A 23,082-nucleotide genomic window follows, 5' to 3' on the forward strand; every position below is an offset into this window, starting at 1 on the left:
ATATTAAATTTATTAATAAGAACTAATTAGAAAAAATGGCAGGAGGAAAATTAACCCCTAGACAGAAGATGATTAACCTGATGTATCTGGTTTTCATCGCAATGTTGGCAATGAACGTATCAAAAGAAGTAATTTCAGGTTTTGGTTTATTTAACGAAAAATTTGAAGCTTCTAATACAACAGCAATTACAAATAATACCTCTTTATTAACAGCTTTAGATCAAAAAGCAGCTGAGGCAAAAGGAGAATTTGCTATCGCTGCAGAAACAGCTCATAAAATTGAAGCAATTTCAAAAGATTTTTACGCTTATATCGGAACTTTAAAAGCACAATCTGTTAAAGGATTTGAAGCGGATAAAGAAACAGGTAAGTTGCCTTATGAATCTATGGACAGAGGAGATAATATCGATAACTGGTTTACAGGAGACGGATATACTGCTAAAGGTAAAGAGATCATAGCAAGAATCGAGAAATATAAAGCTGATATTAAAGCTACTTTAGGATCAGATAAAAAATACGCTAACATTATTGCGGAAGTAAATCAAAAATTTGATGTTTCTGATGTAAAAAACAAAGACGGTATAAAAGAAAAATACTTAGCTTATCATTTTAAAGGTTTCCCTGCAATTGCTTCAGCTGCAAAACTTTCAGCTTGGCAAAATGACGTTACAAAAGTGGAAACAGATGTTTACAACAGTGCATTAGGAAAAGCGGCTGTTGCTGCTGCTTCTTATAGCAACTACCAAGCGATTGTTGTTTTAGACAAAAACGCTTACTTCCAAGGAGAAAAAGTTACTGGTAAGGTAGTTTTAGGACGTTATGACGAAAACACAAAACCAACTTCATTCCAAGGTCCAGGACAAATCGTTAACGGACAGGCGGTTATCTCATTAACTGCCGGAGGTGTTGGAGAGCAAAACATTAACGGACAATTTACTTTCTTAGAAGATGGTAAAAATATTCCACTTAAATTTGCTGGAAAATATGTTGTAGTACCAAGACCAAACTCTGCTACAATCTCTGCTGATAAAATGAACGTAGTATATAGAGGAGTTGTTAACCCAATCTCTGTATCATTTGCTGGTGTTGATGCTAACAAAATTGTAGCAAGCGCTCCAGGATTAGCTTCAGCGGGTAAACCAGGAAAATACAACATGAACCCAGGTTCAGGTACTGAAGCAACCATTTCTGTTACTGGTACATTACCAAACGGAGATAAAGTTACAGATAAGAAAACATTCAGAATTAAAGGTATTCCTGGACCAACAGGTACAATTAGAGGGGAAATGGGTGTTGTTAAAGGACCTAAATCTAACTTAGAAATTGCTACTATTGGTGCTAAATTACTTGATTTTGATTTTGAAGTTGGTTTAGATGTTGTTGGATTTAACTTAAAAATCGCAGGACAGCCTACAGTGGTTGTTAACGGTAACAGATTAAATGCACAATGTAAATCAGTTCTTGCAAGAGCTGGAAAAGGAGACCAGGTTACTATTTCTGAAATTAAAACTAAACTTGTTGGAGCTGGTAGTTACTTATTGCCAAGAACTGCTCCGGTAATTTACGAAATACAATAATAAAGTAGATAAAACTACAATTCAATATCTTATAATGATATCATGATGAAAGTAAGAAATTTTTTAATAGCTATTGTTTCTATCGCTGGAGGTTTTTCTTCTTATGCGCAATCGAATTTGCTTAATGCAAAAACACCTGATCAGATAGGACTTAAGACTCCTGCGCAACTTATTTCTGATAACGATAAGCCTTTAGCTTATGGTTATGTAGATGATAGAGATATCTTAATGGGAAAAACTACTTGGGAAATCATTGATTTAAATGAAAAAATCAACTTTCCGATGTACTTTCCGGTTGATACGGCTAATATTGGTTCTGACAGACGTTCACTTTATGACGTTTTGACGAAGGCTGTTAAAAACGGCAAAATAACTGAAGTGTACAGCGACAGTTATTTCAATACTAAAAAATCTTTGAAAGATATTCAGGGTGCATTATCTCGTATTGATACAACAGATGCAGGTAGAGAATTAATCAACCAATATCCGGACGACTATAAAACACGTGTAGTGAAGAAAAAAGTAGTTACGGGTACAGGTAAGAAAAAAGTAGTTTCGTATGTGGATGAAACTGTTGGGCCAACAAGAACGGTACCAGCGGAATATATCCTGAAACAAGACTTAACTGCTGCAGATGTTACACAGTATAAAATTAAAGGATACTGGTATTTTGACAAACGTCAGAGTGAATTGAAATATCGTTTACTTGGAATTTGTCCAGTAACTCCGGATGTTTACACGATGAACAGTGACGAAAAGGATTATATCGAGTTATTTTGGGTTTTCTTCCCTAATGCCAGAGAGGCACTTCACGAAGCAAAAGCATTTAACGACAGTAATTCTGCACTTCCAATTTCATTCGATCAGATCTTAAATTCAAGACGTTTCAATGCTGTTGTTTATAAAGAAGAAAACTTGTACGGAGATCGTGAGATCAAAGATTACATGAAAGACAACGCACAAAACCAATTGTTAGAATCTGAAAGAGTAAAAGAGAAGATTCGTAACTTCGAGCAAGATATGTGGAACTACTAAGTATCTGAATAACAATATATCAAAAACTCTTACTACATTTGTAGTAAGAGTTTTTTTTTGTCCATTAATAAAAGAATTAATTACTCAGTCCGGAGGGATTGGAATTTCTTTTATAAGTTGTTTGGGGTGCCTTTATGGTGCTCTTATCGGGTTTTTTGGTAGATGTAGGAAAAAGAATAATAAATAGCATAAGTTTACGTTCAATAGATTTTAATCGTCTCATTATGAAAATAAGAAAGTTTTTAATCGTTATTGTTGGAGTTATCGGAAGTTTTAGTTCTATAGCACAATCAAATTTACTGAATGCAAAAACAGCAGATCAGATTGGGATAAAGAAGGCGTCTCAGATTGCTGCAGACAATGATAAACCTTTGTCCTATGGTTATGTAGATGATCGGGATGTTTTGATGGGAAAAACGACCTGGGAGATTATTGATTTAAATGAAAAAATAAACTTTCCTTTATATTTCCCGGTAGATACAGCCAATATTGGTTCGGACAGACGTTCGCTTTACGACGTTTTAACCAGAGGAATAAAAGCGGGTAGAATCACGGAAGTGTATGCCGACAGTTACTTTAATACTAAGAAATCACTTAAAGACATTCAGGGCGGACTATCGCGTGTCGACACTACGGATGCCGGTAGGGAGTTAATCAACCAGTACCCGGACGACTACAAAACACGTGTGGTCAAGAAAAAAGTAGTTACCGGAACAGGTAAGAAAAAAGTAGTGACTTATGTTGATGAAACAGTTGGCCCGACCAGAACGGTGCCGGCAGAGTATATTTTGAAACAGGATTTAACGGCAGCTGATGTAACGCAGTATAAACTAAAAGGATATTGGTATTTTGACAAACGTCAAAGCGAATTGAAGTATCGCTTACTCGGAATTTGTCCGGTAACACCCGATGTTTATACCATGAATAGTGATGAGAAGGATTATATCGAGCTGTTTTGGGTTTTCTTCCCCAATGCGCGGGAAGTGTTAAATGAGGCGAAAGCATTTAATGATAGTAATTCTGCACACCCTATCTCGTTTGATCAGATTTTAAATTCGAGACGTTTTAATTCGATTATCTATAAAGAAGAAAATGTATATGGAGATCGTGAAATTAAAGACTACATGAAAGATAACGCACAAAAGCAGCTGTTAGAATCTGAACGGGTAAAAGAAAAGATTCGTGACTTCGAACAGGATATGTGGAGCTATTAAGGATATCGTAACATTATACCAAAAACTCTTACTACATTTGTGGTAAGAGTTTTTTTTATTTTACCCTATTACACATGTTGGATTATATAATCGTCGGATCTGGATTGGCTGGAATTTCATTTGCTGAAATTGCGCTTAAAAACAATAAGTCTATAGTCGTTATAAGTGACGAATCGCAAAATTCATCAAGAGTTGCCGGAGGCTTGTACAATCCGGTGATTTTAAAACGCTTTAGCGAGGTTTGGAAAGCGGAGGAGCAGCTGTCCTTAATGGACGAATTTTATGAAACCCTTGAAGGTAAATTGAAAACCAAGGTAAATTTTAAACTTCCAATTTTAAGAAAATTTTTTTCCATAGAAGAACAAAATAATTGGTTCTCGGCTTCAGATAAACCACTTTTAGCGCCATTTCTTTCTACCAAATTAATCTTTAAAAAATACAGCGGTATTGAATCTCCATTTGATTATGGCGAAGTTTTGCATACCGGTTATGTGGATACCGCGCTTTTATTGGACAAATACCACGAATACTTACTTCAGAATAAAATATTCCTTCAGGAGTCATTTGAGCATGCACAACTGATTATTCATGAAGATTTTGTTCAGTATAAAGATTATCGGGCCAAACATATTGTTTTTGCGGAGGGCTTTGGCTTGCATGCTAATCCATTTTTTCAGGATTTGCCGTTAGACGGGACTAAAGGAGAGCTTTTTGTGATCAAAGCACCAGATCTTGATTTGGATGTGATCGTAAATACCAGCGTCTTTATTTTGCCTTTAGGGTATGATTTGTTTAAAGTTGGTGCAACCTACAATTGGAAAGACAAGACCGATGCGCCAACAGAAGAAGGAAGAACAGAGCTAATGGATCGTATAAAGGAAATTATCAGTTGTGACTTTGAAATTGTTTCGCATTTTGGCGGAGTGAGACCAACTGTACGCGACCGAAGACCCATGATAGGAACGCACCACCAGTACAAATCCCTGCATCTTTTAAATGGCTTAGGGACACGCGGCGTTATGCTCGGACCGGCAATGGCCAAAGATTTGTTTGATTATATCGAAAACCAGCAAGCCTTAGATCCGACAATTGATATTCATCGTTTTTATAAAAAAAGAAAATAGTCTTATTCTTTTCCTGCGTTGGGATCGTAAGAAACAAACATGTTGATGTACAGGTTTCTGGAAAGCCTTAAAACAAACGGAAACAATAGGATTAAAGTGATAACAATGGTCAGGAAAGATTCTTCAATTGAAGTTTTAAAAAACACAAATGAAACAATAAAAGCTGCAATTCCTACGGCAACATTTAAGCCATAACTCACATACATTGCACCATAAAAAAACGACGGTTCAATCTGGTACTTTAATCCGCAGTGACTGCAATTTTCGTTCATTTTAAGAACCTTGGTCAAATGCAGCGGATTTCGGTCTGAATACATACTTTCTTTCTGGCATCTCGGGCAGCTTCCTGTTAGTATACTGTTTAGTTTGGATCCTTTTTTTAACATGGTTGCAATTCAATTAGGTGTTGAAGTTATAGCGAATCATTTTCTGTTTTTAGTGTGAAGTTTTTTGACACTGAGAAAAAATATTCAAAATTTATCTTACAAAGAAGAGTGAAGCAAAGATACTATTTTAGTTTGTATTTTTCGGCATAAAGCAAGCTATGACTTGTTATGACTGCCAGATGCGGTTTTTTTGAGCAACCAAACTCAATTTGTTAATAAATATTTTCGGTTTTACGGAAACCCACATTTTTACTTAGCTTGCTTTTTGTATCATTGTATGTTTTATTTTTTTTTTAAAGGCATCTTAACGACAGTAAATTTAAAGAAAAGGCAAAAAAAGACATCGGTTTATCAAAGAGTATTATTGGGTTAGGCTGGGGCTAAATGAGGAGGCAGGGTCTGATTTTGATTTGGAGACTTCGGTTATAACAATCAATAATAAGAAAGTTAAGGGATAAATTATAATAAACAGGTATTTCTGTAAGCATTTTAAAAAGCATTCATTTGAAAATAGAGTATAAAAAATATACCCATATCTCTTTCGATTTATGGCTGACATTGATAAAATCCAATCCGGAATTTAAGAAAAAAAGGAATTTATTATTTAAAAATTTCTTTGAAATCGATAGTACGATGAATAAGGTAAGCGAGGTAGTAAGGTACTATGATGTTTTGGGTAATAATATTAACGAAAAAACAGGATTGAATATAGATACGTATGAACTTTATTATCTAATTTTAAGCGCGCTGCAAGTTGATATTGCTAAATTTGATACCGATAAATTAAGTCAGTTTTACGAAGAAACAGCTGCTTTATTTATGGAGTATAAACCAGAATTGATTTTCCCGGATACAAAGAAATTATTTCAGGAAATGACAAATGAAGATAAGTCTATTAATATCTTAAGTAATACCGCTTTTATTAAAGGCAGAACCTTAAGAAAGTTATTGGCACATTATGAATTGACAGATTATTTTAAGTTTCAGATTTACTCTGACGAAGTTGGATTTTCAAAACCAAACAATGAAATTTTTCAATTGGTTTTTGACGAGATTAATACCTTTAAAAGTGCACAAAAAAAAGAGATATTGCACGTTGGAGACAATAGTGTTGCCGATTATAATGGCGCAATTCGTTTTGGATTTGATGCGCATCTATTAAAAATATAAAAGTGAATAAAAGTTACAGCTTACACAAGATTCTTGACAGCGATAATTGTCCGTTTAGAGAACAGGAATACAGTAAATTTAAATTTGGAGACAAATCATATGCAGAGCAATTTGCAAAAGATTTGTTTGAAGGTTTTGTAAAACAATTTGGAGAATTGCTGTTATCGTCAGATCAGGAAATTGTTATTCTGCCAAGTCCATACCTGTCTATACCTACAGCTTCTAATTTTTTATGTTCTTACTTTAAAAAAGAACTGAATAGTTTCCTCTTTAAGAATGGTAAAAAGACCAGTATAGAATCAAAAATCTACAGAAATCAAACCTATGTTACAGATTACGGGAATTTAGATTTCGAGGAAAGAGTGAAGTTAATTTCGAACGATACCTACTATATCGACCGCAATTTTATAAATGGAAAGCTTTGCATTTTTGTTGATGATATTAAAATTACGGGCAGTCACGAACATACTGTGAATAAAATTCTAAATCAATACAATGTAAATGGAGATTTTGTTTTTGTGTATTTCGCAGAACTTGTGAATAAAGACATTCATCCTAAAATTGAAAACCACTACAACTACTATGCGGTTAAAAATGTTGAAGATATTGTTGAGATTATAAACAGTCCTTCTTTTCAATACAATACCCGAATCGTCAAGTTTATTTTAAGTTTAAATGAAGAGCAGTTTAGGTATTTGGCAGAAAATATTTCAATCGAAAAAACGAATGACTTATTTCATCTGGCAATAAGCAATAATTATCATCAGATTTTAGAGTATCAATCAAACATTAATGTAATAAAAATAGATTAAAACTATGGCTATCAATTTACAAAAAGGACAACGTGAAAACATAAATGCACCCAAATTTACCATTGGTTTAGGATGGGATACTAACAGCAGCAGTACAGGATCGGGTTTTGATCTTGATGCGTCGGTATTTATTTTGGGAGACAATAAAAAAATAATATCAGATTCACATTTTGTTTTTTATAACAATCTGAAATCACCAGACGATGCGATAATACACACAGGCGATAATTTAACTGGAGACGGAGACGGTGATGACGAGCAGATAAAAATTGATTTGACTAAAATCAATTCGGCAGTAAAAGATATTTGTGTTGTAGTAACCATTCATGATGCTGAAAACAGAAGACAAAATTTTGGTCAGGTTAGAAACTCTTTCATTCGTATTGTAGACGAAAGCAACAACAGTGAGTTGGTTAAATACGAGTTAGAAGAAGATTTTTCAATAGAAACAGCTGTAGAATTCGGAAGAATTTACAACAAAGACGGGCAATGGAAATTTGAAGCTATTGGCGTTGGAATGAAAGGCGGATTAGAAGATTATTTAAATAAATACAATTAAAAAGATATGGCAATTAATTTAGAAAAAGGACAACGTATCAGTCTTGAAAAAAGCAACGGTACAAAATTACAAAATATTTGTGTTGGTGTAAACTGGGGAGCAATTGAGAAAAAAGGCTTTTTCGGAACCAAAAAAGAAGCAGTAGATTTAGATGCAAGCTGTGCAGTTTATGACGACAAAAAAAATCATATTGACTCCGTAAATTTTAGAAAATTATTATCAAACGATCGTGCGATCAAGCACAGTGGTGACGATTTAACAGGAGATTTAAATGGTGATGACGGTTTGGATAATGAGGTAATTACTTTAGACTTTTCGCAATTATCACCGGCTGCCAATCATGTTGCCTTTTTTATAAATAGTTTCAGAGGACAGGATTTTAAAGACATTCCTTTTGCGTCTATCAGAATTTATGAAGGAACACCAACAAAAGTAAGCCAGGAATTTGCCCGTTACGATGTAGCAAATGATGCTTCTTTTGCCGGAAATGTTTCTATGGTTTTAGGTGTTTTTTATAAAAGAAACGGAGATTGGAAATTTAGTGCAATTGGAACACCAACTAATGATAAAAAGTTGGAGCAGACTATCGTTACTATTCAACAAAACCATCTATAAATAAATTATGTCAGAAAATCAATTAGTTGCTCAAGAGAATACTGCATTGATTGATAAGGATGGAAATGTAAACTTAACTTCAATTTCTGAAACGGAAGTTAATAGTTACAAGTCGATCTCAAATCAGTTAAATGAAAATGATACGAATTCAATCTTGAATTATGGAGCTGATATCCAAAATTCGATTGCGAAGCAAAGTGATACTTTTTTAACCAATGTCAGAACTTATAACTCAGGTGAAGTTGGTACGTTGATAAATGACTTGCTTACCGAGTTAAATTATGTTGATGTTGATCAGTTGGATCAGGGACCGTTTAAACGATTCCTTTCTAAAATTCCGATTCTGAACAAATTGGTAGTCGATGTAAAAAAATTATTCCAGCAATACGATAAGATTACTGTAAATATTGATAAAATCAGTAATAAAGTAAAGGCAGGAATGATCAATTCTGTAAAAGATAACAGTGCCCTTCAAACCATGTTTGACGGAAATGTGAATCTTATTAAAGAGATGGAAAAACACATTATTGCAGGACAAATTCGATTTAAAGAATTAGGTGAAGAGCTTGCTGTAATGGAAGGTAATCCGGCGCAATACCAGGATTATCAAATTTCAGATAAAAGAAACTTTATCAATCGTCTGGACAAACGTCTGGCCGATATGAAAATTGTTCGTTTTATTATGTTGCAGTCTTTGGCGCAGATTCGTGTGGTACAAAACAACAATACTTCTATTGCCGAAAAAGCACAGTCGATTTTGACAACCACCATGCCGGTTTGGAAAAATCAATTAACGCTTGCGGTTGCTTTACAAAGACAAAAACAGAATATTGAAGTACAGCGAAGAGTATCTGAAACAACAAATACTATCTTGCAGAAAAATGCTGAAATGCTAAAACAAAACAGTATTGAAGTAGCAAAAGAAAATGAAAATACAGTGGTATCTCTTGAGACTTTAAAAATGACAACAAAATCATTGATTGATACGTTGACAGAAGTAAAACAAATTCATGAGCAAGGTACTGAAACCAGAAGACAGCTTGATGCAGGATTACAAAGTCTTGAAGTTGAACTAAAAAAAGGTGTGATAAGTTAATTGAACAGAAATCAGTTAAATGCAAGAGGAAGAGGAACGGTTTGTTCAAATAATAAAAGATAGTAATAGAAAACTTGTGATTTTAGAATTGTTATCCAATTTCTTTAGTCACAAGGATTTTGTTGGTGTTTTAATAAAAACAAGAATTATTCATGCTCTTTTTGAAAACAATAAAACATTAGACATAAATAAACTTGAACTCTTTCACATACAGTTTACAAGTAGTTTTATTGAATTGTTTCAGAAATTAAAAAAATCGAAAGAACAGCAGTATCTTTTGATTTCTGATGAGATTTATATCAATGAAGATATGATAATCAAATTAGAATCAGAAATTGGAGAATCCGGATTTGCAGAAAAAGCAAAGGCACATGCAAAAAATATGTCCGGAAAAATTGAAGAACTCTATGGTATGTTTGCCAATGAAAGCTCCGATTTTTTTAATTGGAACGAAATTATAAGTTTTTCAGACCGTGTCAAACAAGAATATTATCGGGAGATCACAGTTGAAGAATATGAAAAAATAGCCTCTTTAGATAAGAAGTGGTATGAAAATAAACAGGTAAAATTTGAAAAGAAACTTTTAGGAAGACTGAATATCCTGAAATTTAAAATTAAATTTTTGTGTGGACTGGTTTGCAATAATGAAGTTATTGAGGTATTCGAATTTAGAGACACTAATGATAGATTTATTTTTTTAGTGAATGAAAAAGTATTTTACTTTTTAGAGGAGTCAACGGCAAAAGAGCTTAATCTTGCTAAAAATGACTCCGTAAAAGGGGAGATTATCACACAGCTAAAAGAAAAAAATACAGCATTAACAGTCGAATTGAGTACCATAAAAACATCATTTCCAGAAAATGTGAATGGTGTATTGGGAGAATATTTGAATAAAATTTCATCTATAGATTTTATTGAAGATCTTCAAAATGTAGATGAGCAAACCAATATTTTAAAAACAATGTTAAATATTAATATTAAATAAAAGAAAAATAAAATGGCAATTAATTTAGAAAAAGGTCAAAGACAGAGTATTGAGGCACCAAAATTTATTGTTGGACTTGGCTGGGATAGTAATTCAAGCAGTACAGGAGAAGGTTTCGATTTGGATGCTTCTGTTTTTTTAGTCGGTGCTAATGGAAAAATTCCTAATGACAACCATTTTGTTTATTATAATAATTTGAAATCACCTGATGGTGCTGTAACACATACCGGCGATAATTTGACCGGAGCAGGAGACGGGGATGATGAAAAAATTCAGATCGATTTGTCTACAGTATCACCGGATGTAAATGAAATTTGCTTTGTTGTAACCATTCATCATGCGGATACCAAAAGACAAAATTTTGGTCAGATAAGAAATTCATTTATCAGAATTATTGATCAGACCAATACAGAATTAGTGAAGTACGAGCTTGATGAAGACTTTTCTATTGAAACAGCTGTTGAGTTTGGAAGACTTTACAAACGAAACAATGAATGGAAGTTTGAAGCTGTAGGAATTGGAATGAAAGGCGGTTTGCAAGATTATTTGAATAAATACAATTAATAAAAAACAATGGCAATTAATTTAATCAAAGGGCAAAAAATTGATTTGATAAAATCAAGTGGTGAATCATTAACCAATTTTTGCGTTGGTGTAAACTGGGGCGTAATTGAAACAAAAGGATTCCTTGGGCTGTCAAAAAACGTCGTAGAAATTGATTTGGATTTGAGTTGTGTACTGATTGATGATCAGAACAAACTTTGCGATCATTTGTACTCTCCTTTATACAAAGTAGAAGCTTTGCAGCAGTTTGGCCTTACAAAAGGAAAATTGTTAAGTACTGATGGAGCTTTAAAGCACACCGGTGATGACCTTGCAGGTGACAAAGGTGGAGATGACGGTTTAGATAATGAGATTATTACAGTTGACCTTTCTAAAGTTGATGCCAAAGTGAATCAGATATTTTTCTTTTTAAATAATGCAGGAAAAGAGGATTTTTCTAAAATTCCTTACGCGAAAATCAGAATGTACGAAGGTACTCCAACCAACGTAGTTTCAGAATTTGCTTCTTACAACGTTTCTGCTGATTCAAAATATGTAAACAAGCGTTCTATCATTATGGGAAAATTATACAAACATAATGGAGAATGGAAATTCAGCGCAATTGGCGATCCAACAGCTGATACATTTTTAGGACAGACGATTCAAAAAATACTTCAGTCTTATCTGTAATGGAAATTTTTTTAACAGTCAAAATTGAAAGAATCTGCACGACTGCTTGCGGAGCTGTATGAGATTGTATCGAAAAAGATGTAATGCAGTGGAGCAATACTATATGTCATCAAAAATGATATGTTTTTGATGATGTAAATACTCTAAGGTGCCTATTTTATATATCCTTGGTTTATGACGATCAGTACTTGTTTCAATGGCAGGGAAATCGTAATATTGCCCGCCGAAAGTTAACTTCACTAAAAGATTTTACCAAAGACAAAGAAATTCCTATTGGAGCAATGATAGAGCTGAATGACAAAAAATCTTTCACAAGAAGCAGCAGCAAGAATTATCAGAATTATAAATGCCAATCAATAAATTTTAAACTAACCTAATTAATATTCAAAATGAATCAACACCTTATTTTTTCAGAACACCCGGGATTAATAATCGTTTTTGCGATCGCAATAGTGATTATGCTTTTACTGGATTTGGGAATTTTTAGTAAAAAAAGCCATGAAGTAAGCAACAAAGAAGCAGTAACCTGGTCATTAGTATGGATTAGTTTAGCGATGATTTTTAGTGGTTTGGTTTATTATTTTGCAGGACCGGCGAAATTTTACGAATTTCAGTCGGCTTACTGGATTGAGAAAGCACTTTCTGTAGACAACCTTTTTGTATTTATATTAGTATTCAAGTTTTTTGATGTAGCCAACCAAAACAAACACAAAGTTTTATTTTGGGGTATTATCGGAGCATTGGTTTTGAGAGCTATCTTTATCTTTTCGGGCGCTTTTTTAATCGAACTTACTTATTTAAACAAGCTTTTAAGCCTGGTTGGAATTGAAGGTTTCAAATACGATATCAATTTAATTATGACGGCTTTCGGACTGTTTTTGGTCTATGCAGGAATCAAATCATGGTCTGCCGGTGATGATGACGATGAAGAGGATTATAACAATACCAGAGGAGCAAGATTAATCAGAAAGTTTTTTAGCGTTAGCGATAAATACGACGGAGATAAATTCTTTACATTCGAAAACGGAAAAAAACTGGCAACACCACTTTTAGTAGTAGTAGCAGTAATTGAATTTACCGACTTATTGTTTGCAGTAGATTCTATACCGGCAATTTTCGCCATTTCAAATGATCCGTTCATTCTTTATACGTCTAACATTTTTGCTATTTTAGGGCTTAGAGCTTTGTTCTTTTTATTGGATAACTTCATTCACTTGTTCAGTAAATTGCAGTATGGTTTAGCTATTATTCTTTCATTTATTGGAGTAAAAATGATTATTTCTCCATTTTATCATATCGAATCGGTGTATTCATTACTTGTAATTGGTGGGATTCTGGCAATTTCGGTAATTGCATCGGTGATGTTACCAGAGCCAAAAGAGGCATAAGGAATACAATAAATGATATATTAAACGGATAAAGGCCTTTCAGACTTTTATCCGTTTTTTTTATGAAAATGCCTTGTACCATTTGTTTTTAAAACGACAGTCGAAACTTAAATTAATTGTCATACTTTTGCACTTTCAAAAAGTAAAGTAAATAAGGTACTTAAAGCCTTTACTGCTTGCAACAATAGTTACACATTATGCTTAATATACACAATCTTTCGGTTTCTTTTGGAGGAACATATTTATTTGAAGAAGTTACTTTCCGTTTGGGAGCTGGCGACCGCGTAGGTCTTGTTGGTAAAAACGGAGCGGGTAAATCTACAATGCTTAAAATGTTAGCAAGAGATTTTGCTCCTGATTCCGGGGTTATTTCCCAGGAAAAAGATATCCGAATGGGGTTCTTGCGTCAGGATATTGATTTTGAACGCGGTAGAACAGTGTTGGAAGAAGCGTATGAAGCCTTTACAGAAATTAAAATTGTAGAGAAAAAACTAGAAGAAATCAATCATCAATTGGTTACCAGAACCGATTATGAAAGTGAAGAATATGGCCAGATCATCGAAGATTTATCTGATTACACGCATCGTTTTGACCTTCTTGGAGGTTATAACTATGTAGGAGATACAGAGAAAATTCTTTTAGGATTGGGTTTCAAAAGAGAAGTTTTTAATAACCAAACCGAAACATTTTCGGGAGGTTGGAGAATGCGTATTGAGTTGGCTAAACTGCTACTGCAATCCAATGATGTATTGCTTCTGGATGAGCCAACCAATCACCTGGATATTGAGAGTATCATTTGGTTGGAGAGCTTCCTTCGTAACTATCCGGGAGTTGTGGTGATCGTATCGCACGATAAAATGTTCCTTGATAATGTAACCAATCGTACGATAGAAATCTCTTTGGGGAAAGCCTATGATTTTAATAAGCCGTATTCGCAATATTTAGAATTGCGTCATGAAATTCGTGAAAAGCAATTGGCAACTCAAAAGAATCAGGCGAAGAAGATTGAAGAAACTGAAAAATTAATCGAAAAGTTCCGAGCAAAAGCTTCCAAAGCTTCGATGGCACAATCGTTAATTAAAAAGTTAGACAAAGTAGAAAGAATCGAAGTGGATGAGGATGATAATTCGGTAATGAATATTTCGTTTCCAGTTTCAAAAGAACCGGGAAAAGTAGTAATCGAAGCTGAACATGTTACAAAAGCTTACGGAGATAAAGTTATTTTAAAAGATATTGATTTGTTGGTTGAACGCGGAAGTAAAATTGCTTTTGTGGGACAAAATGGTCAAGGGAAATCGACTTTTATTAAAGCGATTGTAAACGAATTTGAATACAAGGGTAACATCAAATTAGGACATAACGTACAATTGGGTTATTTTGCTCAAAATCAGGCAGAATATCTTGATGGCGAAATTACATTGCTGCAAACGATGGAAGATGCCGCAACTGATACCAACCGTATGAAAGTTCGTGATATGTTGGGATCTTTTTTATTCCGCGGAGACGATGTTGAGAAAAAAGTAAAGGTACTTTCAGGAGGGGAGCGTAACCGTTTGGCACTTTGTAAACTGTTGTTGCAGCCTATCAATGTTTTGCTGATGGATGAGCCTACGAATCACCTGGACATTAAATCGAAGAACGTTCTGAAAGCAGCGCTTCAAAAATTTGGAGGAACGTTGTTATTGGTTTCTCACGATAGAGATTTTCTTCAGGGAATGTCGAATATCGTTTACGAATTCAAAGATCAAAAGATAAAAGAATACTTAGGAGACATTAATTACTTCTTAGAGCAACGCAATTTGGAGAACATGCGTGAGGTTGAGAAAAAAGATGTTGCGAAAGCTGCGGCTCCAAAAGAAAGCAATAAAACTTCTTACGAAGATCAGAAAAAAGGAAAAGCACTTCAAAACCGATTGAGTAAAGTAGAGAGTCAAATCAAGCAATTAGAAAAAGACATTCAGCACGATGATAAAATGTTGGCCTCGAATTACGACAAACACATTGAAGACGCCTCGTTTTTTACCGCATACAACAAAAAGAAAAAAGACTTAGATCAATTGCTGTTGGATTGGGAAATTGTTCAGGAAGAGATTGATAACTTTAATGCTTAATTAGTTTTCAGTCGCTGTCACAGTCTTCGGTGTCAGTGTCAGTTTTCTGTTTTGAAATGAATATATAACTTTGTCAGGGATTAAACTCTGGCAAAGTTTTTTTTTACGCAAAAGTTTATCGCCTCTAAAAAAACATCTCACATTTCATCAATCGCATCTCACAAAATAAGACCAATAGACTTAGAATGCATAATAGCTTCACTGCTGTCTTTATAATAACAAACGGAAACTTCTAAATTTTCGAGATTTTTCAGGATTTTTTTGGTGGCTTCTTTTTTGTGTTTCCCTGTTTGTCTGATATAAACTGCTTTTACGGTTACAGGAAATATTTTGCAGATGCGCTCATACAAAATGGGGTCTTGCTGCGAATCATCTCCTAGTAAAACATATTTAAGATTGGGGTAGAATTCCAGAACGTGTTTTATTTTATCAAATTTATGATCGTGATTTCCACGTCCGCTCATGAAGAAATCGGCGATTCCTCTTTTGATGTCTTTTAATAGAATTACGGCTCTCGGCAGATGATGTATTTTGGTGAATTTGACAATAAAACGATATAAATTCCATTCGCTGCTGGATACATAAAAAAAAGCGTTTTCCTCTTCCTTATTGTTTCTTCCGGCTGAACTCAAAGCCTGATAATGCGGAACGACACCTTTAAAAACTTTACGGTCGTTTACATTTTTAAACAAAAGAACATATATTTTGCGAAAGAAATTCCCGGTATGCGAAATCAGAAAAGTGTCGTCAATATCGGAGATAATACCTAGTTTGCCTTTGTGAGGCCTGATAAAACTGCCTTTTTCGGTTATGGTCTCTGTTTTATGCTTGATGCTGACTTCGTATTCAATCCACCCAAAATGAGTTTCTTTTTCCAGTGGAATACAAAACTTAAAATAGCCGTCGTCCAATGTTTTGGTGTGAATCTCCTGATTGCCGCATTTTAGATAAATATCAAAATTTTTGATAGTTTTTATTCTGAACTGATTGATAATTGAAGTGGCATTTTTGAAGTTTTTCTTCTGAAAATCATACTCATAGGTTCTTCTGAAAACATGTCCCATTACAATTAATTCTTCTTCATTGGCGTAACCGCGATATAATTGTAAAATTGGTTTCATTAATTGTGTATATTTATGGATGATGTAAATTAATTATTTTAATTGATTTTAAAAACAAAACTTTGAAAAAGAATATCCTATTTGTGGTAAACCCTATTTCGGGAGATCTGGATAAATCAGATTTAATATCTGTCGTGGAAGAGTTCGCGGCTACAAATGATTTTGATCTGGAAGTTTATGAAACGACCGGAAAGAACGATCAGAAAAAAGTACAGGGGCTTTACAATCAGTATCAGTCCGAACGTATTGTAGTGGCCGGGGGAGATGGCACCATAAAAATGGTGGCCGAGGCGGTGGAGCAGTTTGATGTCGTTATTGGCATTTTACCTGCTGGTTCAGCCAACGGATTGTCGGTCGATTTAAACCTGCCGGATACCATCGAGGAGAACCTGAAAATAGCTTTTTTGCATCATTATATCGAAATGGATATGATTAGTATTAATGGCAAAAAAAGCATTCATTTGAGTGATATTGGCGTAAATGCTAATCTGGTAAAGAACTATGAAGAAAGTAATTTACGTGGTTTCTGGGGGTATGCTTTACAGGCATATTCGGCTTTAAAAGAATCAGAAGAGCCTTTTGTAGCGACAATCTCGGCTAATCATGAAACCGTCGAGCATACCGCGCGAATGATTGTCATTGCCAATTCTCAGAAATACGGCACAGGTGTTGTTATTAATCCAAACGGTGCAATGAATGATGGAAAGTTTGAATTGGTGATCTTAAAAAGCCTCGATTTATTACTGATCGGAAAAATTATTACAGGAAACATGCCAATTGATTCGGATGATATTGTAATTATTTCGACAGATAAAGCGACGATAAAAACAGATTATCCGGTAAATTTTCAGATTGATGGAGAATATTGTGGGGCGCAAAGCTCGCTGGAAATTCATATTTTGCACAAACAAATGAAAATAGCAATTCCCTAATTTATATTCTGTTTGAAACCGATTGTGAAATGTATCGCCCCGATGGGGCTAAAAACGGTTGTTGAATTTATTTCTATAAATATTTTACTCCTAGCGGAGTTGCCATCAAAATTCCGTAGGAATGTATATGTTGTAGCAACGGATTTTAATCCGTTGAAAATAGGGACGGTGTTTTAATTAGTTCCATAGGAACGACCTATATAATCGTTAATCTTCAATCTAAAATCCCTTAACTAGGAACAATATAAATTCAGTATTTATTTAAACGGATTTCGTTCCTGCCAGTCTGTTTTGGGTTCGAGATAATTAAACAATCGGCCTATATTGTGATTGATTAAGGTGTTGCTGTGGGTAATCAATCCGTACATCTTGACCGGCTTCGCTCCAACAGAGCTTTTAATTTCCAGAGCTGTTCGGGCAAATACAACGGTTTTGAAACCGTGATTGATCGAATAGGCAATCATGTCATAAAGCATGTTCAGATACAGCATTTTTTCGCGTTGGATGGTCTCATCATAGCCTAAAAAATAGGTGTCCATTGCGTTTCCATTTTTAATGAGTGTATTAAATCCTATTAACTTCTCTTCTAAAAAATAGCCATAAAATAAAAAATTATCTTTCATGATTTCTTTAAAAAAACTAAAGTGATTTCGGGCTAGAAAGAAGGTATTAAAAGGGGCATTCCTGGCCACATGAAAATACAAATCGTAGATAACATCCTCGTATCGCTTAATGTCGGCCAAAGACATTTTTCGTTTCTCAATTCCGTCTGCTTTTTTTCGGGCCCGTTTGTATTGATCGCGATATTTTTTTGACAGTGCATCAATATAATTTTGTTCAGAAGTCCATTCTTTATAGATCTCAAAAATCATATTGGGCTGGGTCGAAAAGGTATAATTGTTTTTAAATTCGGCCTGGAGGGGGATGATTTCAGTTGCTGTAAAATCTTTTATACTCGTAATATGAACTTTTTTCCCGTTTGCTTTCAGGTCTTTTTTAAGCTGATTAATAGCTTTGTGCAGTGTTTTAAAGGCTATGGGGAGCTTTACGTCTGAAGCAAATACAAATGCATTTTGGCCTGTAAGCATATTGTTTCCCACAAATAACACATGAGAGGCAAAATTTTTAAAAGCAAAATTACGCACAGAGGTTTTTAAACATTGGTCGCGTTCGCCAAAGGAGTCTAATTTTTCGGTAAATAGAAACTGAGTTAAAACGATTCCTGTCAGTTTGTTGTCGTTGAAAATTCCAATAAAATGACATATCATATTTACCGGACAGGAGTTTTCCAGTACTTCAAGATATTCTTTGGTTAAAAAAATATTCTCTACGGCCAGAGAATTCCATTCTGAGGGCAGTAGCGACGCGCTGTTGTATATTTCGAAAGAATAGGTTGTAGTCAAAAGAGTGAGCTAATTTCTTCAAAATTAGATAATATTTATAAGAACTCAATTGCTTTAAGTTATTATTAAGAAAACCCGTCTGAGTTTTAATTTCAAACGGGTTTATAGGTTGTATGTTAGGCAAATGCACAGATGATTCCGCCCATCAGTGTAAGCGAAACTGCCCAGAAGCCAGCATGAATAAAGATGTATTTCCATGATTTTCTCTCAAATAAACCATTGATTCCAATCACCGGTAAGGCAAAAAACAAGGCCGACATGAATCCGTGAAGGGCGCCATGTTTAAACGTGCGGTAGGCCAGTCCGTAATCATTCAGAAAAGCAGCATAGGAAGGTTTTGCAGTAGCAACCAAAGGAGGTCCGCCTACCATTCCCAAAGCACCGGTTTGATGAATGGTCAGTGACATTAGAATTACGGTAATCATTAAGGAAAAAAGGTACGTAAAACCAAATATTTTAAGCATATTTCCTGTTCGAAGATCTTCTTCTGTGAGATTATTTTCTCTCATCCAGACAGTTCCAAACACTTTTGGGTTGTACCAGATAAATCCAACAGCCAGTGTTACGACTGCAGATAAAAATAGGGCAATAGGGTTAAATTCCATAATATGAGGTTTTTAGGATTAGTTGTTCAAATTTAAGCAAAAAAGTTGCAAAAAATACATTTTATATAAGTAGTAAAATTACGGTTAAATTAATTTTTATCAACAGTTTATCGACATTATGTGCTTTATAACTATGAAATGTATAATTTTATGCCATCAATAAAACCCCAATTTTGTGATGAAAAGCTTAACCACATTTTTTTTAGCTTTTATTTTTTCTCTGAATATTTTTGCTGACACGGTTTCAGATAAAGAGAAAGAGGCGCTTATCAAATTGTATGATGCGACAAAGGGTTCGGACTGGAAAGTAAAATGGGATTTATCACTCTCGGTAGCCACCTGGCACGGGGTAATCGTTAAGAATGGTAAAGTTGTCGAACTGCATTTGGCCAATAATAATTTAGAAGGAAATCTGCCTGTCGAATTGTTTGCTTTGGTCAATTTAGTCACCATCGATTTGCACGATAATAAAATTCAGGGACAGCTTCCTTTAGAGATTGGAAAACTAAACCAATTAGAGACTCTGGCGCTATTCAATAATGAAATTCAGGGACAGTTACCGGGTTCGCTTTATACGATCAGAACTTTGAAAGTTTTACTTTTAAACCAAAACCAGCTGTCGGGTAGTTTAAGCAAAGAAGTGGCCAACTTTAGTGCTTTGCAAAACCTGAGTTTGTTTGATAATAATTTTGAAGGAGAAATTCCAAATGAATTGGAAAAACTACATCATTTGTCTGAATTGAATCTTTCGTATAATAAATTTAAAGGTGGCGTTTCGAAAAATCTGATTTTGCTGGACGCTTTAAATATGACGATGTTTGACGAAGAAGGGAATCCTTTTTTATTAGAAATCGCCGCTGAAAAAGAAACTACAATGGTTACCCGAAATTAATCGCGCTTATGAATGAATTTTACACTCGTTAAAAAGTTGATTAAATATATTTAGTTAATTGTTTAAAAACCGTAATTCGTTACGGTTTTTTTACGCCTGAAATTTACCTTTTCGAAGTAGAAAAAATAACATTTTTTTTAGTCCATTGCTTTTTTTTCATAACTTTAATTCTTCAATTTGCAGAAGAAACAAATTGAGAGTACAATAAGAGAATCTAACCTTTTTAATAATAAAATTATGGTAGTACAGTATCAGGGAGAGCAACACGGAAAAGCGACAGCATTTACAATAAGAATCATAGGAAATAATTTGTCTAAAAGCAGTTCAAATTACCAGATTGATTTATTGGTTGGGGACAAGCAATTGCCCACTTTTACAACGGGAATTCACCAGAGCTTGTCCAATTGTTTAAAAGAGATCTATTTGTTCAGAAAACATAATGGTATTACTTTTCAGCCTTCGTCAGAAAAAATAGCACCGCTTTTAGTTCCGTATGATCTGGTTTTATACAACTATAACAAATATGCTTTGTTTATGGCCTAAGCCAGGTTTATTTATCGTAAAAAAATACAAAGACTGTCTTTAGAGACGGTCTTTTTTTTGCTTTATAATGCGGTTTTTAAACTAAAGTTTCTATATTTTTTTCTTTCGGGCATTTCTGTTTCATAAATTTTATTATGTTTGCTAAATCGATTTAGCAATATCTGAAACACTTTTAGCCATGAAAAAAATTCTTTTAACCTGCTTTTTTATTATCGTTTCGAATACCTTGACAAAGGCTCAGGAACTACAGTCTCCTGATGGGAATTTGACACTAACCTTTACTTTAAACACGGAAGGAACTCCGGTGTATTCGCTGAGTTATAAGAAAAGAGAGGTAATCAAAGAAAGCAGGCTTGGTTTTGTTTTAAAATCAGATATCAGCATGAATAAAGGCTTTCAGATTGTCGATACAAAAAAACAGTCGGAAGACAATTTGTGGAAACCGGTATTAGGAGAACAGAAAGAAATTAGAAACCAGTACAATGAACTGAAAGCAGATTTGATACAGCAAAAGAGTAAACGAAAGATTGCTATTTATTTCCGTTTGTTTAATGATGGTCTTGGCTTTCGATATGAATTTCCAGTACAGGATAATTTGCGTCATTTTATTGTGCAGGAAGAAACTACCGAGTTTAATTTAACGGGAGATCATAAGCTTTTTTGGATTCCGGGAGATTATGATACCAACGAATATAGTTATACCACTTCGAAAATATCAGAGATGCAGTCTTTGGTATACAATGCTACTCACGTTTCGTTGGCTGCTCAGACTACGATTAAAAATCTGGCTACTCAGACGCCTTTGATAATGAAGACGAATGACGGACTTTATATCAATATTCACGAAGCAGCTTTAAAAAATTATCCTGCAATGTGCCTGAACGTTGATGATAAAACCTATTCGTTGAGTTCACATCTGGTGCCGGATGCTGTTGGAAATAAAGGATACATTCAGACCGGGAGTTTCACGCCCTGGCGTACTATTGTGGTGAGTGATGATGCCAGAACTATTCTGGCTTCAAAAATGATCTTAAACCTGAATGAGCCATGTGCTTTTGAAGATACTTCATGGATAAAACCAGTAAAATATATTGGAGTGTGGTGGGAATATTTTACCGGGGGAGGATCTACCTGGGCGTATTCGGACAATCAGGATGTGGTAATTGGTGCTACCGATTTTTCTAAATTAAAGCCCAATAAAACGCATGGTGCCAATACCAAACACGTAAAAGAATACATAGATTTTGCTGCGGCAAATGGTTTTGATGCCGTTCTGGTAGAAGGATGGAATGAAGGATGGGAGGATAATACTGCTTTTAAAAAAGAACGCATTTATAGTTTTACCAAAGCTTATCCCGATTTTGATGTGAAAGATCTAAGTTCGTATGCGAACCAAAAAGGAGTGAAAATCATCATGCATCATGAAACGACTTCTTCAACTGCAGAATACGAACGACAATTACATGATGCCTTAGATTTTATGACTGACAACCAGTACAACGCAGTAAAGACAGGTTATGTGGGGCCAATTATTCCAAGAGGCGAACACCATGACGGGCAGCAAATGGTCAATCATTATACCTATGTGGCCAAGGAGGCAGCCAAACATAAAATTATGGTCGATTCTCACGAAGCGGTTCGTCCAACAGGATTACACCGTACCTATCCCAACTGGTTTGCGCAGGAATCAGCTCGCGGAACTGAGTTTGAGGCAATGGAAGGAATTCATCCGGATCACACTACAATTTTACCGTTTACACGTCTTATGGGAGGTCCGATGGATTATACACCGGGAATTTTCCAGGGAGATTTATCGGTATATGGATCTAAGAAAAACAAACTGAGTACAACCCTGGCGAAGCAGCTGGCGCTTTATGTGACCATGTACAGCCCGTTGCAGATGGCGGCTGACTTACCTGAAAATTATATGCGTTTCAAAGATGCTTTTCAGTTTATCAAAGAGGTTGCATTAGACTGGGATGAAAGTTACATTCTTGAAGCAGAACCGGGCGATTATATAACAATAGCCAGAAAAACCAAAGGAAAACAAGAATGGTTTGTAGGCGGAATCACAGATGAAAACCCGCGTACAGCTTTGATTGATTTTAGCTTTTTACCGGCAGGAAAATCGTATAGTGCAACGATCTACGAAGATGGAAAAACGGCAGATTACAAAACCAACCCACAATCGTATAACATTCGCAAAGTGACAGTAAACAGTAAAACGAAACTAAAGCAAAAATTAGCTTCCAGCGGCGGAGTTGCTATTTCTATTAAGTAA

Annotated in this window: 22 protein-coding genes; 18 read left to right on the forward strand and 4 right to left on the reverse strand. The window is 34.8% G+C overall.

Annotated features, from left to right (window positions below):
• The first annotated feature begins 35 nt into the window (after positions 1-35).
• The 4 genes from gldM (at position 36) to ACN1CN_RS10790 (ending at position 4,950) form a co-directional block, all read left to right on the forward strand.
• A complete protein-coding gene (gene gldM / locus ACN1CN_RS10775; protein ID WP_419135659.1) occupies positions 36-1,577 on the forward strand; it encodes a gliding motility protein GldM in 1,542 nt (513 codons plus the stop codon).
• 45 nt (positions 1,578-1,622) lie between these two features.
• Positions 1,623-2,612, forward strand: a complete 990-nt coding sequence (gene gldN, locus ACN1CN_RS10780) for a gliding motility protein GldN (RefSeq protein WP_264526378.1) — start codon at positions 1,623-1,625, stop codon at positions 2,610-2,612.
• Between the two features lie 224 nt (positions 2,613-2,836).
• Positions 2,837-3,826 (forward strand): gliding motility protein GldN, encoded by a 990-nt coding sequence (gene gldN / locus ACN1CN_RS10785; protein WP_291285794.1) that lies wholly within the window; start codon positions 2,837-2,839, stop codon positions 3,824-3,826.
• A 74-nt stretch (positions 3,827-3,900) separates the two neighbouring features.
• Complete coding sequence (locus tag ACN1CN_RS10790; protein WP_419135661.1) at positions 3,901-4,950, forward strand: NAD(P)/FAD-dependent oxidoreductase; 1,050 nt, start codon at positions 3,901-3,903, stop codon at positions 4,948-4,950.
• 2 nt (positions 4,951-4,952) lie between these two features.
• Here the strand turns inward: ACN1CN_RS10790 and ACN1CN_RS10795 are convergent, their stop codons facing one another.
• Positions 4,953-5,336 (reverse strand): DUF983 domain-containing protein, encoded by a 384-nt coding sequence (locus ACN1CN_RS10795; RefSeq protein ID WP_264522881.1) that lies wholly within the window; start codon positions 5,334-5,336, stop codon positions 4,953-4,955.
• A gap of 504 nt (positions 5,337-5,840) precedes the next feature.
• On the opposite strand from ACN1CN_RS10795, the gene ACN1CN_RS10800 reads away from it, so the two are divergent.
• The 10 genes from ACN1CN_RS10800 (at position 5,841) to ACN1CN_RS10845 (ending at position 15,305) form a co-directional block, all read left to right on the forward strand.
• Entirely contained in the window at positions 5,841-6,506 is a 666-nt protein-coding gene (locus ACN1CN_RS10800; protein ID WP_419135662.1) for an HAD family hydrolase, read from the forward strand.
• Between the two features lie 2 nt (positions 6,507-6,508).
• Complete coding sequence (locus ACN1CN_RS10805; protein ID WP_419135663.1) at positions 6,509-7,318, forward strand: phosphoribosyltransferase family protein; 810 nt, start codon at positions 6,509-6,511, stop codon at positions 7,316-7,318.
• Between the two features lie 4 nt (positions 7,319-7,322).
• Entirely contained in the window at positions 7,323-7,877 is a 555-nt protein-coding gene (locus ACN1CN_RS10810) for a TerD family protein (RefSeq protein WP_419135664.1), read from the forward strand.
• 6 nt (positions 7,878-7,883) lie between these two features.
• Positions 7,884-8,492 carry a TerD family protein gene (locus tag ACN1CN_RS10815; protein WP_264522885.1) on the forward strand — a complete coding sequence of 203 codons (609 nt, stop codon included), beginning with the start codon at positions 7,884-7,886 and terminating at the stop codon, positions 8,490-8,492.
• A 7-nt stretch (positions 8,493-8,499) separates the two neighbouring features.
• Positions 8,500-9,588 (forward strand): toxic anion resistance protein, encoded by a 1,089-nt coding sequence (locus ACN1CN_RS10820; protein WP_264522886.1) that lies wholly within the window; start codon positions 8,500-8,502, stop codon positions 9,586-9,588.
• Between the two features lie 19 nt (positions 9,589-9,607).
• Complete coding sequence (locus ACN1CN_RS10825) at positions 9,608-10,573, forward strand: hypothetical protein (RefSeq protein ID WP_419135665.1); 966 nt, start codon at positions 9,608-9,610, stop codon at positions 10,571-10,573.
• Between the two features lie 12 nt (positions 10,574-10,585).
• Positions 10,586-11,137: a TerD family protein gene (locus ACN1CN_RS10830; protein WP_264522888.1), complete on the forward strand. Its 552-nt coding sequence runs from the start codon at positions 10,586-10,588 to the stop codon at positions 11,135-11,137.
• A gap of 9 nt (positions 11,138-11,146) precedes the next feature.
• Positions 11,147-11,806, forward strand: coding sequence for a TerD family protein (locus ACN1CN_RS10835; RefSeq protein ID WP_419135666.1), 660 nt, complete (start codon positions 11,147-11,149; stop codon positions 11,804-11,806).
• Positions 11,807-12,195: 389 nt separating this feature from the next.
• Positions 12,196-13,194 carry a TerC/Alx family metal homeostasis membrane protein gene (locus tag ACN1CN_RS10840; protein WP_419135667.1) on the forward strand — a complete coding sequence of 333 codons (999 nt, stop codon included), beginning with the start codon at positions 12,196-12,198 and terminating at the stop codon, positions 13,192-13,194.
• A 197-nt stretch (positions 13,195-13,391) separates the two neighbouring features.
• Positions 13,392-15,305: an ABC-F family ATP-binding cassette domain-containing protein gene (locus ACN1CN_RS10845; protein WP_264522891.1), complete on the forward strand. Its 1,914-nt coding sequence runs from the start codon at positions 13,392-13,394 to the stop codon at positions 15,303-15,305.
• Between the two features lie 158 nt (positions 15,306-15,463).
• On the opposite strand, the gene ACN1CN_RS10850 is transcribed toward ACN1CN_RS10845, so the two are convergent.
• On the reverse strand, positions 15,464-16,426 hold the full coding sequence (locus ACN1CN_RS10850; protein WP_419135668.1) for an App1 family protein: 963 nt from the start codon (positions 16,424-16,426) through the stop codon (positions 15,464-15,466).
• A gap of 62 nt (positions 16,427-16,488) precedes the next feature.
• On the opposite strand from ACN1CN_RS10850, the gene ACN1CN_RS10855 reads away from it, so the two are divergent.
• Positions 16,489-17,358, forward strand: a complete 870-nt coding sequence (locus ACN1CN_RS10855; protein WP_419135669.1) for a diacylglycerol/lipid kinase family protein — start codon at positions 16,489-16,491, stop codon at positions 17,356-17,358.
• Between the two features lie 257 nt (positions 17,359-17,615).
• On the opposite strand, the gene ACN1CN_RS10860 is transcribed toward ACN1CN_RS10855, so the two are convergent.
• Positions 17,616-18,761 (reverse strand): 8-amino-7-oxononanoate synthase, encoded by a 1,146-nt coding sequence (locus ACN1CN_RS10860; protein WP_419135670.1) that lies wholly within the window; start codon positions 18,759-18,761, stop codon positions 17,616-17,618.
• A gap of 116 nt (positions 18,762-18,877) precedes the next feature.
• Complete coding sequence (locus ACN1CN_RS10865) at positions 18,878-19,366, reverse strand: DUF1761 domain-containing protein (protein ID WP_264522895.1); 489 nt, start codon at positions 19,364-19,366, stop codon at positions 18,878-18,880.
• Positions 19,367-19,544: 178 nt separating this feature from the next.
• Between ACN1CN_RS10865 and ACN1CN_RS10870 the strand changes: the two genes are divergently transcribed.
• From ACN1CN_RS10870 to ACN1CN_RS10880, 3 genes are all read left to right on the forward strand, one after another.
• The gene (locus tag ACN1CN_RS10870; RefSeq protein WP_264522896.1) at positions 19,545-20,258 is read left to right on the forward strand and encodes a Two component regulator three Y domain protein; all 714 of its coding nucleotides are present in this window, start codon (positions 19,545-19,547) and stop codon (positions 20,256-20,258) included.
• 237 nt (positions 20,259-20,495) lie between these two features.
• Entirely contained in the window at positions 20,496-20,801 is a 306-nt protein-coding gene (locus ACN1CN_RS10875; RefSeq protein WP_264522897.1) for a hypothetical protein, read from the forward strand.
• Between the two features lie 178 nt (positions 20,802-20,979).
• Positions 20,980-23,082 (forward strand): glycoside hydrolase family 97 protein, encoded by a 2,103-nt coding sequence (locus tag ACN1CN_RS10880; RefSeq protein ID WP_419135671.1) that lies wholly within the window; start codon positions 20,980-20,982, stop codon positions 23,080-23,082.

Source organism: Flavobacterium sp. T12S277 (assembly GCF_048514875.1).
In the GTDB taxonomy this organism is placed as follows: domain Bacteria; phylum Bacteroidota; class Bacteroidia; order Flavobacteriales; family Flavobacteriaceae; genus Flavobacterium.

Bases quoted from the DNA above. Each gene is read 5' to 3' on its own strand.
- ACN1CN_RS10790 (WP_419135661.1), top strand. From the start codon at position 3,901: ATGTTGGATTATATAATCGTCGGATCTGGATTGGCTGGAATTTCATTT.
- ACN1CN_RS10880 (WP_419135671.1), top strand. From the start codon at position 20,980: ATGAAAAAAATTCTTTTAACCTGCTTTTTTATTATCGTTTCGAATACC.
- ACN1CN_RS10875 (WP_264522897.1), top strand. From the start codon at position 20,496: ATGGTAGTACAGTATCAGGGAGAGCAACACGGAAAAGCGACAGCATTT.
- ACN1CN_RS10820 (WP_264522886.1), top strand. From the start codon at position 8,500: ATGTCAGAAAATCAATTAGTTGCTCAAGAGAATACTGCATTGATTGAT.
- ACN1CN_RS10845 (WP_264522891.1), top strand. From the start codon at position 13,392: ATGCTTAATATACACAATCTTTCGGTTTCTTTTGGAGGAACATATTTA.
- ACN1CN_RS10835 (WP_419135666.1), top strand. From the start codon at position 11,147: ATGGCAATTAATTTAATCAAAGGGCAAAAAATTGATTTGATAAAATCA.
- gldN (WP_291285794.1), top strand. From the start codon at position 2,837: ATGAAAATAAGAAAGTTTTTAATCGTTATTGTTGGAGTTATCGGAAGT.
- gldM (WP_419135659.1), top strand. From the start codon at position 36: ATGGCAGGAGGAAAATTAACCCCTAGACAGAAGATGATTAACCTGATG.
- ACN1CN_RS10830 (WP_264522888.1), top strand. From the start codon at position 10,586: ATGGCAATTAATTTAGAAAAAGGTCAAAGACAGAGTATTGAGGCACCA.
- ACN1CN_RS10795 (WP_264522881.1), bottom strand. From the start codon at position 5,336: ATGTTAAAAAAAGGATCCAAACTAAACAGTATACTAACAGGAAGCTGC.
- ACN1CN_RS10865 (WP_264522895.1), bottom strand. From the start codon at position 19,366: ATGGAATTTAACCCTATTGCCCTATTTTTATCTGCAGTCGTAACACTG.
- ACN1CN_RS10850 (WP_419135668.1), bottom strand. From the start codon at position 16,426: ATGAAACCAATTTTACAATTATATCGCGGTTACGCCAATGAAGAAGAA.
- ACN1CN_RS10870 (WP_264522896.1), top strand. From the start codon at position 19,545: ATGAAAAGCTTAACCACATTTTTTTTAGCTTTTATTTTTTCTCTGAAT.
- ACN1CN_RS10840 (WP_419135667.1), top strand. From the start codon at position 12,196: ATGAATCAACACCTTATTTTTTCAGAACACCCGGGATTAATAATCGTT.
- ACN1CN_RS10815 (WP_264522885.1), top strand. From the start codon at position 7,884: ATGGCAATTAATTTAGAAAAAGGACAACGTATCAGTCTTGAAAAAAGC.
- ACN1CN_RS10810 (WP_419135664.1), top strand. From the start codon at position 7,323: ATGGCTATCAATTTACAAAAAGGACAACGTGAAAACATAAATGCACCC.
- gldN (WP_264526378.1), top strand. From the start codon at position 1,623: ATGAAAGTAAGAAATTTTTTAATAGCTATTGTTTCTATCGCTGGAGGT.
- ACN1CN_RS10825 (WP_419135665.1), top strand. From the start codon at position 9,608: ATGCAAGAGGAAGAGGAACGGTTTGTTCAAATAATAAAAGATAGTAAT.